Here is a 12107-nt window from a genome sequence, read left to right on the forward strand (position 1 = left end):
CTACTCCTCGACCGCTGGCAATATTTGCAGGAGAGCGCTTTGGGAATCCTTGTTGGACTTGTGGTAACGATGGGATGTCTCCTTGGCGGCTTCATTGCCATGGGCGGGCATGTGAGTGTTCTCATGCAGCCGTGGGAATTCGTCATCATCGGCGGCTCCGCGCTCGGCACATTCCTGGTCGCCAATCCGTTTTCGGCGGTCAAGGATACCGGACGCGCCTGCATGGAGGCCTTCTCCAACAAGGTTCCCAAGCAGCGCGACTACCTCGATGTGCTCGGCGTCCTCTACGCATTGATGCGGGAACTGCGCGCCAAGTCGCGCAACGAGGTGGAAGTCCACATCGACAATCCCAATGAATCACTGATTTTCCAGGCATTTCCGAGCGTTCTGAAGAACCATGATCTGACACAGTTCATCTGCGACTACTGCCGCCTGATCATCATCGGCAATGCGCGCTCGCACGAAATCGAGGCGCTGATGGATGAGGAAATCCACACGATCTCCCGCGACAAGCTCAAGCCCTACCATGCCATGGTGGCCATTTCGGAAGGTTTGCCGGCACTCGGCATCGTTGCTGCAGTGCTGGGCGTGATCAAGGCCATGGGCGCCCTCAATGAATCGCCGGAAGTGCTGGGCCATCTGATCGGCGCGGCGCTGGTCGGCACCTTCGCCGGTATCTTTCTTTCCTATGGTGTGGTCGGCCCGATTGCCACCAAGATCAAGACGACGCGCGAGAAGCAGAACCGGCTTTACATGATCGTCAAGCAGACACTGCTCGCCTACATGAACGGCGCCCTGCCGCAGATCGCGCTCGAATATGGACGCAAGACGATTTCGGCCTATGATCGTCCGTCCATCGATGTGGTCGAGCAGGAAACCATCTCCACCGTTCCGATGCAGCAAGCGGCGTAGGCTGAGCAATGGATGTCGAGACAGAACAGAAAAGACCGGACGTGCTTGCGGAAAGCATCCTGCGCGCCGCCGGCATGTCGGTGGACGATCTCAAATCCCTCGAGGCAGTATTTCGCGACCTTGCAACGACGTTTGCCGGCAAAATAACCAGCCAGTCCGACGTCGCCATTGCGGCCGAATTCGTGCGCATGGAATCGATCGAGAAGGATGCCATTGCCAGCACCCTGATGCGCTCGGGACTGATCGGAACCGTGCAGGTCGTCAAATGGGCATCGCGCCTGCTGCTGGCTGCGGACCGAGCCTTTGTCGATTGCGGGGTCGATGCCCTGTTCGGGTCCGGCGCCAGCCAGGACCACCAGCCGCATCGTCCGATGACCTCGGTCGACCTTGGCATCGCCCGCCAGATTTTCACCGACGTCACCGCATCGCTGGATCACATGTTCTCGGGCGGCAGCGACACGCTGTTCCAGATCGCCGAACTGACGGAAGCCGGGCATTTCTCGATTGCCTCGGTGACCGATACGCGCATGATATGCTGCACGATGCTGCTCAAGGTTGGCGGACACAGCGGCCAGATCATCATCATGATGCCGCGTTCGAGCTTCCGTCCCATGCAGGACGCCATCGCGCGGATGCTGCAGCAGCCGGCACACCACTCCGATCCGACCTGGGCAAAGAAGCTGCGTCTTGAGGTGAGCCGGGCCCATATCGACATTGAGGCCTTCATCCAGCAGGGCTCGATGACGCTCGAACAGATCACCCTTTTGAAACCCGGCCAGATCCTGCAGCTGCCCAAGGATGCGATCAATCAGGTACGCCTGCGCAGCGGCAAACAGGCACTTTACAAATGCCGTCTGGGCAAGACCGGCACGGCATTCACCGTGCGCATCACCGATCCGATCAATGAAGAAGAGGACCTGCTCGATGAGCTTGCTGCTGGCTAATCTCATTTCCGCCGCCCTGATCGCAACCGGGCTTGTGGTCTTCCTCGTTGCCCTGCGCAAGGCCAACCGGCTGACAGCCATGAGCCGCGCCATGGCGCAACAGGTGGCCGGTTCGGCCCGGAGCCTCGAGCAGGCGCTGCTCTTCCTGCAGAACGAGCGTGAAACCTGCCGGGACGAAAGCGTGCGTCTGGAGGCCAAGCTCAAGGATTCCGATCGCGCCCGTTCAGAAATGACACGCACCATCCGCATGGTTGAACGCGCCAAGAACGAGTTCAAGGACAATGTGCGCCCCTTCCCGGCCGTCGATGCCGCCCAGCGCGCTGCCGCACCCGCCTTTGCGCAGCAGCCGGTTCCGGCTGCCCAGACCGAGATCCGCCAGGGCACGCCTATCCACAACCAGCCCGCGGCTCCGGCGAAAGTCCTGCCCGTGTTCGTCAATCGCATCGTCCGCAGTGCTGACGTGGCGAATGCCGTCCTTTAACCCAGTGTAAACGGGATTTCCCATCATGGCCATTTCCGACAAGAATTCCATCGAAGACGAGCTCAACGAGGCAATCGAAGATCTCAAGCGTGATGAACCGCAACCAAGCCGCAAACCTGCGGGATCGAAGCCGAACATCGATCTCATCATGGGCATTCCCGTCGACGTCCAGGTTGTTCTCGGCAGCACGTCGATGCCGGTGGCCAATCTGATGAAGCTCGGCCGCGGCGCTGTCGTGACCCTCGACAAGCAGATCGGCGATCCCGTCGATATCGTCGTCAACGGGCGGGTAATCGCACGCGGTGAAGTCATCGTCCTTGAGGACGACTCCTCGCGCTTCGGCGTCAGCCTCACCGAAGTCATCGGCAGCGGCAGCTAAGTCATCCGCCGCCGCGCCGCCTTCCCCCCTACAAGCACGAGAAGCCAGACCGCATGAGCGATCAAGACACACCTCAGGGCGAAAGCACCATCCAGGACCTGAGCGGCCCGGAAAAGGTGGCCGCATTGCTTGTGGCGATCGGGCGGCCATCCGCCTCGCGGCTTCTCAAGCATTTCAATGCGGACGATCTGCGCTCGCTTGCCGGCCATGCCCGCAAGCTCGAGCCGATCACCCCCGGTGACTTCGAAGAGCTGGTCAAGGAATTCGAGAACGCCTTTGCCGATGGCGCGCCGGTTTCGGAAGCCGGCATGCGCTTTGAAGGGCTGCTGCGCGAAACGCTGTCGGCGGAAGAGGCCAGCGCGGTCATCGAGAACCGCCGCCCCGAACTGCTGACGCAGGAATCCGTGTGGGATATCCTGCCGCGCGTGCCGCTCGACGTGCTGCAAGCCTATCTGTCAACGCAGCACCCCCAGGTGACGGCCTATGTGATTTCGCGCCTGCCTTCCGATATCGCGGCCCGGCTGCTGATCGGCTTTGCGCCGCAGGAACGTGGTGCCATCATTCAGCGCACGCTGCATATCCGCAAGGTGGGTCCATCGACGATCGCGATGCTGGAAAGCATCCTGCAGCGCGAGGTCACCGGAAAAGACAATTCGGGTTCCGAGAAGAGCCATCACGGCACCGTTGCCAACATCATCAACCAGTTGGAAAAATCGGAAATCGACGAACTGCTGGCGAGCCTCACCGATCTGGGCGCGGAAGACCTTGCCAAGATCAAGGCCAAGCTCTTCACCTTCGAGGATATCGTGCGCATATCGCAGCGCGCGCGCCTCATCCTTTTCGATGAAATCCAGACGGATGTGGTCACATCAGCATTGCATGGCTGCGAGCCGCGCCTGCAGGAACTCATCCTCCAGTCCCTGTCGACACGCGGACGGCGCATGGTTGAAACCGAATTGTCCAGCCAGACCAACATCAATGCCAACACGGTCACGGAAGCGCGCCGCGCCATTGCCCGCACCGCCATTGCCCTGGCCGAACGCGGCGAGCTCAAGCTCGAACCGCAAGAATCCGAAACATGATCGGCAGGGCCTGCTAGAGCATGTCGGACGGGCCCGACAAAGAGAGTAAAACCGAGGAAGCAACTGAGAAGAAAATCAGTGATGCGATGGAGAAAGGCAATCTGCCTGTCTCGCGCGAAGCGCCGATCCTCGCCTCCATCGCCGCCTTTCTCGTCATCATGGTTTTCGTCGCCGTGCCGAGCGGCTCGAAACTGGTGGCGTTCCTCTCGGCCCTGCTCGACAAGCCCGAGGAATGGCGGCTCAACAGCGCGCAGGATGCCCGGCAATTGTTCGGCATCGTCGGCCTGGCCGTGGGTGCGGCCTTGCTTCCCGTGTTCATCATCATTCCCACCGCCGGCATCCTCGCATCGGTGCTGCAGAATGCCCCGCGCATGGTCTTTGACCGTATCCAGCCGCAGTTTTCGCGCGTATCCATTGCCAAGGGCTGGACACGCATCTTCGGCGCGTCGGGCCGCATAGAATTCCTCAAGTCGGTGTTCAAGTTCGCGGCAGCCAGCATCATCGTTTTCATGATGTTCTTCCGCAGCAGCCATTTCTTCGTCGACACGATCATCACCGAACCCAGCCAGCTGCCCGAGCTCATCCGCAGCAATATCACCCGGCTTCTGGCATCCGTGACGATTGCGGTGACCGCGCTCGCAGCCTTCGACCTTGCCTGGGCCCGTATTCACTGGCGCAGCGAACTGCGCATGACCAAGCAGGAAATCAAGGACGAGCACAAGCAGGCGGAGGGCGATCCGCTGCTGAAGGCCCGGTTGCGCTCGCTCGGCCGCGACCGGGCGCGCCAGCGCATGATTGCCTCGGTCCCGACGGCCACGCTGATCGTCGCAAATCCGACACACTTCTCCGTTGCTTTACGCTACAGCCCGGCGAAAGATCCGGCCCCTATCGTGGTTGCCAAGGGGCAGGATCTGATCGCTCTCAAAATCAGGGAGATCGCCGCGGCCAATGACATACCGGTTTTCGAGAATGTGCAACTGGCGCGCGCGTTGTACAAGCAAGTGCAAGTGAACAATGCCATTGCACCAGAATTCTATAAAGCCGTGGCAGAACTGATCCAATTCGTTAATGTACGACGTAAATAATAAAACCGTTTCCAATCGGGTAAACAGCAGATGAAAAGAACGCAATATTCGGTTGCCCGGGTTGATATCATTTCAAACCACCTGACAGAGGTCATCCATGATCTTCGTCTTGTGGATGTTGCCGACTATATTGCCTTCATACGCTGTGAACTGTTCGGCAACATTGCCGATATCGTCAATTCAGCGACGGAACTGACATTCTATCCCGATACGTTGACGTTCGGTCTTGGCGGTGAATATGTGCTGGACTGGAACACCGCGCCGAAAGTGATGCTTGATCTCGAGTTCAGCAATATGGGGGTCAATGCCTATTTCCGGCTGACGCTGTCTTCCGAAAGCACCGAGATCGATCTGCACCATCTGCGGTTTGCCGAAACGGGGCATAGTCCCGCCCAAAACACCGCATTGCTGGCCCAGGCCTTCGAGAATGCACGCCTACCGCAATTGTCGGCATCGGCAAAGGCGCAATAACCGCCGTCCTACAGATAGGCCTTGGCAACGGTGGGTATGTCGATCACGCCGAGAGCAAGCGCCGTCGCCACGGTCGATGTTCTGTTGGAACAGCCCAGCTTGTTCTTGGCGTTCTGCAGATAGGTGACCACCGTCCAGCGGGCGATATTGAGAATCTCGCCGATCTCGCCATCCGTCTTGCCATTGGCTGCCCAGAACAGGCAGTCGATCTCGCGCTTGGTCAAAAGATTGGAGATGATCGCGGCAAGGGCCGGATTGCGGGTGCCGTGCAGGGCGTTGTGGATACGCGCCGAAGCTGCCGATAACTGTTTGCGCCTGCGCTCGACAAAGGCACCCTGTTCAGCCTTTTCGACGTCGAAGGTGAAGAGCGTGATCCCGCGGAAGCCGAAGGCATTCGTCGCGCAAATCGCAAGATACAGGTTGCCAAGCCCGCGCCGTTCCGCGTCCATCAGATAGCGTTTTACGGCTGGCGAAGGGACGGGATCGGCAGTCAGGTTGCAGATCGTGCCGGGCGCGTCGGCACGCGGCTGGAACAGCGTCATCCCCTGCATCACCGGATCGATCTTGAGATAGTCCTTGGCAAAATACCGCAACATCCAGCTGACCGGATAGGTCATCAGAAGCGGGACATTTTCATCGACCACATCGCTGCCAGGCCGCGGTTCCGGGTGCCCGACATGGGCAATATGGCGGCAGCCGGTCTGCTGTTTGACCTCGAGCAGCATTGCAAGCGTGTCCGAAGCCACCACGTCCTTGAACAGGCCCTTTTGAAAATCGGGAAAATGAGCCAGTTCAAGCAGCATTGGATACAAGTCATTCCTCTTGGCCCGCAAAGTGCCGGCTTCCGCAACGGTATTCTTCTGGATTTCAGATGGCTTTTCATCGCATGGGATTAAAAGCCCCTTCATGCTCGCACGAGACAGGCAGGCAGACAAGTCGATGAACAATTGTATTTGCAGTTTTTCACATAATTGCTGCAAAAGGCAATTTATGGTTGAACCCTGCCTGCCAAGCTTTGATGATCAGTATCAAGCCTGACAAACCAGAACATGCGTGTCTCCTTTGACGCACGTTTTCCGGTGTTTTCGGTCATTTTACCGCAAAATCCGGGCATAGGCGCCCGACTGTTGCGATTGCGCTATGTGTATCCACAACCGCTGCGCGCATGGTCGGCGCGCTTGCCTTTGGCCGGGAGGCGGCCCTGCACCGATTGCCGGCAAGGCCCGATATTCCCGCTTCATCGCCGTACATTCATCCTGCCCGTCGCCTGTTCCCGCACAATGTGCTAATTGCCTTGCATGGGTGCCATTGCAAACGACGATTTCTTCGACTCGCTTCCCGTCTTCATTGACTTCGAAGGCGTAGCGGATGCGGGCAATTATCGGCCGCTTCCCGACGACTGGATACTGGCAGTGGCCGATATTGTCGGCTCGACCGGGGCGATCGAAGCCGGGCGCTACAAGGCCGTGAACATGGCAGGGGCAAGCGTCATCTCCGCCCTGCTCAATGCTCTGGGCAGGCACAATTATCCCTTCGTCTTCGGCGGCGATGGCGCGCTTGTCGCCATTCCGGCCTCCGCAGCCGTGCAGGCGCGTGAAGCGCTTGCCTCGGTTCAGGCGTGGGTGCGTGAGGACCTGCAACTGACCCTGCGTGCCGCTCTCGTGCCGATGAGCGAGATCAAGGCGCAAGGCCTTGACGTGCGCGTTGCCCGGTTCAGCGCCAGTCCCGAAGTCTTCTACGCGATGTTTACGGGCGGCGGAAGCAGCTGGGCCGAAGCGCAGATGAAAGCCGGCAAATATGCCATCGCCGCCGGTCCATCCGGATCGCGCCCGGATCTGACCGGGCTTTCCTGCCGGTGGAATCCGATAGTGGCACGCAATGGCGAAATCCTGTCCATCATCGCCATTCCCGGCGACGCCGGCGCGACGGCGGCGTTCCAGCAGCTTGTTGCCGACATCGTTGCGATTGCCGCCGAACAGAATCGCGGCGCGCATCCCTTGCCGGCGGATGGCCCGCCCATTGCATTCAATACCAGCGGTGTGGAGACGGAAGCACGCGCCACAGCCCCCAGGGGGCAACGCCTTCTTCGCAAATTCGCGATACTCGGCCAGATCGCCCTGACCGTTACGATGGACAGGCTTGGCCTGCATTGGGGGAAATTTGATCCGAAACAATACAAGCGCGACGTGGCGCGGAACTCGGATTTTCGCAAATTCGACGATGGTCTGAAAATGACGATTGATATCGATCCGGCCCGGTTGCAGCGCATTGAGGCGCTGCTGGAAAAGGCATCGAAGGCGGGCATCGCCCGCTTCGGCCTGCACCGGCAGGATTCTGCCCTGATGACCTGTCTTGTCCCGACCCCCCTATCGCGCAATCACATGCACTTCATCGACGGGGCATCGGGCGGCTATGCCATGGCGGCCAGCAATCTCAAGGCCAAGCTGTCCTGATCCTAGGATTTCACAATATGCCCGGCGGCAAGCCCGCGCCTGGTGAAAATGTTGCGCGTATCGACGATCAGCGGCGACCATTCGGCCAGCGCCGCATAATCCACGTCGTCATGGTCGGTCGAAACCAGAACGGCATCGTAGGATTTCACCGTTTTCTCATCCAGAGGCACGGACGCACGGCCTTTCAGCGCCATATATTCGCGGGTCGTGGGTATCTCGCCGACAAACGGGTCGTGGTAGTCCGCATGGCCGCCACGCTCTTCGATGATTTCAATGAGGCGGAGCGACGGGCTTTCACGGATATCAGGCACATTCTTCTTGTAGGCAAGCCCGAGAACCAGCACGCGTGAGCGGCTGAGCGCCTTGCCCGCCCTGATATCCAGTGCTTCGGCCAGTTTGCCGACCACATAACGCGGCATGGCGGAGTTGATCTCGCCTGCCAGCTCGATGAAGCGGGTCGGCAGCTCGTACTCGCGCGATTTCCAGGTGAGATAGAACGGATCGATCGGGATGCAGTGGCCCCCGAGGCCGGGGCCGGGATAAAACGGCATGTAGCCGAAGGGCTTTGTCTTGGCCGCCTCGATGACCTCCCAGATATCGATGCCCATGGCGGCGTATACGGTTTTCAACTCGTTGACGAGCGCGATGTTCACCGCCCGGAAGATGTTCTCGGTCAGCTTGACCGCCTCGGCCGTGGCGTTGGACGAGACGGGAACAACCGTCTTGACCGCCGCACCGTAGAAAGCCTGCATCAGCCGGCTGGCTTCCTCGCCATCGCCCGCAACGATTTTCGGTATGGTCGAGGTCTGGAAATCGCGATTGCCGGGATCTTCGCGCTCCGGGGAAAAGCCGAGGAAGAAGTCTTTGCCGGATGTGAGACCGGTTTTTTCCAGAATGGTTTTGACCACATCATCGGTTGTTCCGGGATAGGTCGTCGATTCAAGCACGACAAGCTGGCCGGGCCGGAGCGCCGCGGCAATCGAGCGACAGGTTGCTTCGACGAAGGACAGGTCGGGATCGCGATGTTTCGTCAACGGTGTCGGTACGCAGATGACGATCACGTCGCACTGGGCGAGCCGGGCAAAATCGCTTGTCGACCGGAACCGGTTCTGCGCCGTTTGCGCACCGAGCGACGCGTCCGTTACCGCCTCGATATAGGAATGGCCGGCGTCGAGGGCGACAATCTTCTTCGGATCGATATCAAAGCCGGTCACCGAAAACCCGCTCTGGGCAAGGGTGATGGCGAGCGGCAGCCCGACATAGCCCAGCCCGATCACCCCAGCCTGGGCGGTGCGCGCGTCGATTTTGGCGGAAAGGTCGGAGAAGGGGGAGGAGGAAACGGCCAAGGCGATCTCTTCTTTGCGAAGCACGCCGCGTGAGCGGATGCGGTTGAGGGCGCAGCGGCGGCCCGGAATTCGTCCGGTTTAGATGGCTGCTCCGGCCACCGCTGTCAAGCAAGGCCGGTTGCGTGCGGCCTGTCACAAACAGTTGATGCGACGGCAAGCCCGGTCTGGCGCGCTGCTGACAGGAGGTTGTCAGGAGTGCGCGCCGATCCGGTGAATTAACCCCGGCGCCTCTATTGTTTCAGATCGGTGACATGCCCATTTCAGTGCCAGCACGCAATCAGGATCGATAGAGAACCGCCAGCCAGCCATCCATTTGAACAGAACCGGGCAGTGCAATTGTTGCCGGCGACCCCGCTGCCAGCGTTGACACCATTGTCCGGTTCGCTCATCTTGTCTCCGTATCTGCTTGTTTTGGGTATGATTTTTCATGTGCCCGGCCGATCACGGAACAGCGCATCGAAGCTGGACGCGGTTCGCAAGGACAAGGACGAGTGATGAGCACGCAAACGGATGTTTCCACCATACTTCTCGACAAGGTCGCAGACTGGCTCACACGTTCTTCTCTCGCCGGCGAGAATCTTGAGACAATCATACGCGGTTTTTGCGAACGCATTGCCGCGGCCGGGCTGCCGATTGCCCGCGTCCACCTGACCTTCTCCATGCTGCACCCGCTCTACGACGCGCTTGGCTTCACCTGGCAGCGCTCCAGCGGTCTCGTGGTGGAAGGCTATCGCCACAATGCGGGCGAGAAACCCGAACGTTTCCTGCTCAGCCCCTATTATTATCTGCTGTGCAACAACCTTGAACATGTGCGCCGGCGCATCGATGCGGACGGGCCGCATGAATTCCCCATCTTTGACGAGCTGAAGAAGCAGGGCGTGACGGATTATCTGGCCTTCGTGCAGCCCTTCAGCGGCGAGTCGACCCAGGGCATGATGGGCTCCTGGTCAACGGACAGCAGCGCGGGTTTCAGCGAAAGCATGATCGGTGCACTGCTGAAGCTGCAGAACCATCTGGCCGTGGCCGCCAAAATGGCGGTTCTCGGCAAGCTCGCCGACAACATGCTGACCACCTATCTCGGCGGCAATGCGGGCAAGCGCGTTCTCAACGGCCAGATTCGCCGGGGTGACGGCGAAACGATCCGCGCCGCCCTGGTGATGGGCGACATGCGCCAGTCGACCATGCTGGCCGAACGGGAAGGCCGTCAGGCCTATATCGACACGCTCAATCATTTCTTCGATGCGATCGCCGCGCCATTCAACCGCGGCGGCGGCGAAATCCTTAGTTTCATGGGGGACGGTTTTCTTGCGGTCTACCCCTGCGGCCGGCACAAGGACGCTTCAAAGGTTGCCTGTCAGGCCGCACTTTCGGCTGTCTTCAAGGCACAGGCCCGCGTGGCGGAGCTCAATCGCGAGCGGCGCAAGGATGGTCTCAGTGACATCCGCTACGGCATCGGGCTGCATGTGGGCAATGTCATGTTCGGCAATGTCGGCCTGAAGGACCGCCTGACCTTTTCCGCCTTCGGTTCTGCCGTCAATGAGGTGCAGCGGCTGCAGGGCCTGACCAAGAAGTATTCGCGCGAAATCGTCGCCAGCCAGGCGTTCGCCAACTATTGCGGCGGCGACTGGACAACCCTCGGCGAAGAAAAATTGCGCGGCGTCGGGCAAAAGGTCACTGTTCTCCTGCCCAAACAATCGGCTACTGTCGCAGCGGAAGATGCCTTTGATGAAGTGGCCTATGACGGCCTGTCGGAAGCGGAACAGGTCATGCTGCTGCACCGCGATGCGAAAACACAGGATCAGAGGCCCCTTCTGGAGAAGTTCATGCAATGAAACGAAAGACCGTTCTGATGGCTGCTCTGGCTGCAAGTTTGACTCTCTCATCCCAAGCCGGCGCAGAGCCAAGGAGCGACGTGCTCATCGACCGTTTTGATGGTCAGGACTTTTCGCCGGCCGGCGGCCTTTACTACCGCAAGAATTTCGAGCAGAGCGCCGGAACGGTTGAATTTCAATCCGAGGTCACGCGCAACGGCGGCGGCGCCCTCAAGCTGAGCGTCAAGCCGCTGTGTCCGGGCACGAAGCACAATTGCAGTGAACGGGCGGAAATCTGGGAAAAGACCGACAAGCGCGTGCCCTACAACCAGGGGGTCTGGTACGGGTTTTCCGTCAAATTTGCCGATCCCATTCCCAGCGACGATCACCGCTATCTGATTGCCCAGTGGAAACGCGAGATCGGGCCGAAGGCGGTCGGCGATTTCAGCCCCTTTCTGGCGCTGCGGCTCAACCAGGGAAAGCTGTTCGCCACCATCGAGACCAATTACATCGCGCCGGCCAAAAAGAATGGGGTCGCGGCGGATCCGGCGTGCGCCGGCGGACAGACACCGGTGTGGCTGCGCCCTGAAACCAACCAGATGCGCGCCCTCGTGGCGACCGATTCGAACTGGTCAGCCGAGAACGGCAAACAATTCTCCACCTGCACCAGCGCCATGACGGTGACGGATCGCGGCAACAAGCTGCCGACGCCGGATTCGGGCTGGATCGACTTTGCGATCTACACGAAGCCCGGACCTGACGGCTCGGGCCATGTCGAGATTTTTGCCAACAACAAATGGATCGTGACGGTCAAGGGCCATATCGGCCATGCCGACAAGGGACTGGGCAAGAATCAATATTTCAAATTTGGCCCGTACCGCGCAGCCGACGACAAGGAATGGACACTCTATTACGACGATTTCCGCCGTTCGCCGCGCTGTGAAGATGTCATGGAAGCGCAGTTCTGCCCGGTGCTTTAGAAGCTTTCCCATTTAAAAATAACCGTTAAAAGCCAGAGTGATGTCATCGGCGTGTGACCTAGGTCGTACACTCATAAATCTGATTGAAATGGTATGTGGCCATTTGTTCGGATACGAGGAGCAAAGACGAGGGAAATGTGGTTCATTTTTAAGGCTTTGCGAC

The 12107-nt window shown here is 59.5% G+C and carries 12 protein-coding genes; 10 read left to right on the forward strand and 2 right to left on the reverse strand.

Annotated elements, in window-relative coordinates:
• Positions 1-39: 39 nt before the first annotated feature.
• Genes motA through ACP7B1_RS15195 form a run of 7 tightly spaced genes read left to right on the forward strand, consistent with a single transcriptional unit; the run spans position 40 to position 5354 of the window.
• Complete coding sequence (gene motA / locus ACP7B1_RS15165) at positions 40-912, forward strand: flagellar motor stator protein MotA (RefSeq protein ID WP_319025573.1); 873 nt, start codon at positions 40-42, stop codon at positions 910-912.
• Positions 913-920: 8 nt separating this feature from the next.
• Entirely contained in the window at positions 921-1856 is a 936-nt protein-coding gene (locus ACP7B1_RS15170; protein ID WP_346307952.1) for a FliM/FliN family flagellar motor switch protein, read from the forward strand.
• Positions 1837-2337 (forward strand): BAB2_0123 family type IV secretion system effector, encoded by a 501-nt coding sequence (locus tag ACP7B1_RS15175; protein WP_346307951.1) that lies wholly within the window; start codon positions 1837-1839, stop codon positions 2335-2337. Before ACP7B1_RS15170 ends, ACP7B1_RS15175 begins: the two co-directional genes overlap by 20 nt.
• A gap of 25 nt (positions 2338-2362) precedes the next feature.
• Positions 2363-2716 (forward strand): flagellar motor switch protein FliN, encoded by a 354-nt coding sequence (gene fliN, locus ACP7B1_RS15180; RefSeq protein ID WP_105735218.1) that lies wholly within the window; start codon positions 2363-2365, stop codon positions 2714-2716.
• Positions 2717-2769: 53 nt separating this feature from the next.
• Entirely contained in the window at positions 2770-3798 is a 1029-nt protein-coding gene (locus ACP7B1_RS15185) for a flagellar motor switch protein FliG (protein WP_223615482.1), read from the forward strand.
• Positions 3799-3818: 20 nt separating this feature from the next.
• Positions 3819-4883, forward strand: a complete 1065-nt coding sequence (locus ACP7B1_RS15190; protein WP_403184534.1) for an EscU/YscU/HrcU family type III secretion system export apparatus switch protein — start codon at positions 3819-3821, stop codon at positions 4881-4883.
• A 30-nt stretch (positions 4884-4913) separates the two neighbouring features.
• Positions 4914-5354 (forward strand): hypothetical protein, encoded by a 441-nt coding sequence (locus ACP7B1_RS15195; RefSeq protein ID WP_346307949.1) that lies wholly within the window; start codon positions 4914-4916, stop codon positions 5352-5354.
• An 8-nt stretch (positions 5355-5362) separates the two neighbouring features.
• On the opposite strand, the gene ACP7B1_RS15200 is transcribed toward ACP7B1_RS15195, so the two are convergent.
• Positions 5363-6157, reverse strand: a complete 795-nt coding sequence (locus tag ACP7B1_RS15200) for a helix-turn-helix transcriptional regulator (RefSeq protein ID WP_346307948.1) — start codon at positions 6155-6157, stop codon at positions 5363-5365.
• 495 nt (positions 6158-6652) lie between these two features.
• On the opposite strand from ACP7B1_RS15200, the gene ACP7B1_RS15205 reads away from it, so the two are divergent.
• Entirely contained in the window at positions 6653-7807 is a 1155-nt protein-coding gene (locus ACP7B1_RS15205) for a DUF3095 domain-containing protein (protein ID WP_346307947.1), read from the forward strand.
• Between the two features lie 2 nt (positions 7808-7809).
• On the opposite strand, the gene ACP7B1_RS15210 is transcribed toward ACP7B1_RS15205, so the two are convergent.
• A complete protein-coding gene (locus ACP7B1_RS15210; protein WP_346307946.1) occupies positions 7810-9153 on the reverse strand; it encodes a nucleotide sugar dehydrogenase in 1344 nt (447 codons plus the stop codon).
• A 494-nt stretch (positions 9154-9647) separates the two neighbouring features.
• Here ACP7B1_RS15210 and ACP7B1_RS15215 point away from each other — a divergent pair, with 494 nt between their 5' ends.
• Both ACP7B1_RS15215 and ACP7B1_RS15220 read left to right on the forward strand, forming a co-directional pair.
• Entirely contained in the window at positions 9648-10985 is a 1338-nt protein-coding gene (locus ACP7B1_RS15215; RefSeq protein WP_346307945.1) for an adenylate/guanylate cyclase domain-containing protein, read from the forward strand.
• On the forward strand, positions 10982-11944 hold the full coding sequence (locus tag ACP7B1_RS15220) for a polysaccharide lyase (RefSeq protein WP_346307944.1): 963 nt from the start codon (positions 10982-10984) through the stop codon (positions 11942-11944). The genes ACP7B1_RS15215 and ACP7B1_RS15220 overlap by 4 nt, the downstream gene beginning before the upstream one ends.
• Positions 11945-12107: the final 163 nt, after the last annotated feature.

The organism is Phyllobacterium sp. SL163, assembly GCF_049896885.1.
Taxonomy (GTDB): Bacteria; Pseudomonadota; Alphaproteobacteria; order Rhizobiales; family Rhizobiaceae; genus Phyllobacterium; species Phyllobacterium calauticae.

Coding starts and splice junctions, on each gene's coding strand:
- ACP7B1_RS15170 (WP_346307952.1), top strand. CDS start 921: ATGGATGTCGAGACAGAACAGAAAAGACCGGACGTGCTTGCGGAAAGC.
- ACP7B1_RS15175 (WP_346307951.1), top strand. CDS start 1,837: ATGAGCTTGCTGCTGGCTAATCTCATTTCCGCCGCCCTGATCGCAACC.
- fliN (WP_105735218.1), top strand. CDS start 2,363: ATGGCCATTTCCGACAAGAATTCCATCGAAGACGAGCTCAACGAGGCA.
- ACP7B1_RS15185 (WP_223615482.1), top strand. CDS start 2,770: ATGAGCGATCAAGACACACCTCAGGGCGAAAGCACCATCCAGGACCTG.
- ACP7B1_RS15190 (WP_403184534.1), top strand. CDS start 3,819: ATGTCGGACGGGCCCGACAAAGAGAGTAAAACCGAGGAAGCAACTGAG.
- ACP7B1_RS15195 (WP_346307949.1), top strand. CDS start 4,914: ATGAAAAGAACGCAATATTCGGTTGCCCGGGTTGATATCATTTCAAAC.
- ACP7B1_RS15200 (WP_346307948.1), bottom strand. CDS start 6,157: ATGCTGCTTGAACTGGCTCATTTTCCCGATTTTCAAAAGGGCCTGTTC.
- ACP7B1_RS15205 (WP_346307947.1), top strand. CDS start 6,653: ATGGGTGCCATTGCAAACGACGATTTCTTCGACTCGCTTCCCGTCTTC.
- ACP7B1_RS15215 (WP_346307945.1), top strand. CDS start 9,648: ATGAGCACGCAAACGGATGTTTCCACCATACTTCTCGACAAGGTCGCA.
- ACP7B1_RS15220 (WP_346307944.1), top strand. CDS start 10,982: ATGAAACGAAAGACCGTTCTGATGGCTGCTCTGGCTGCAAGTTTGACT.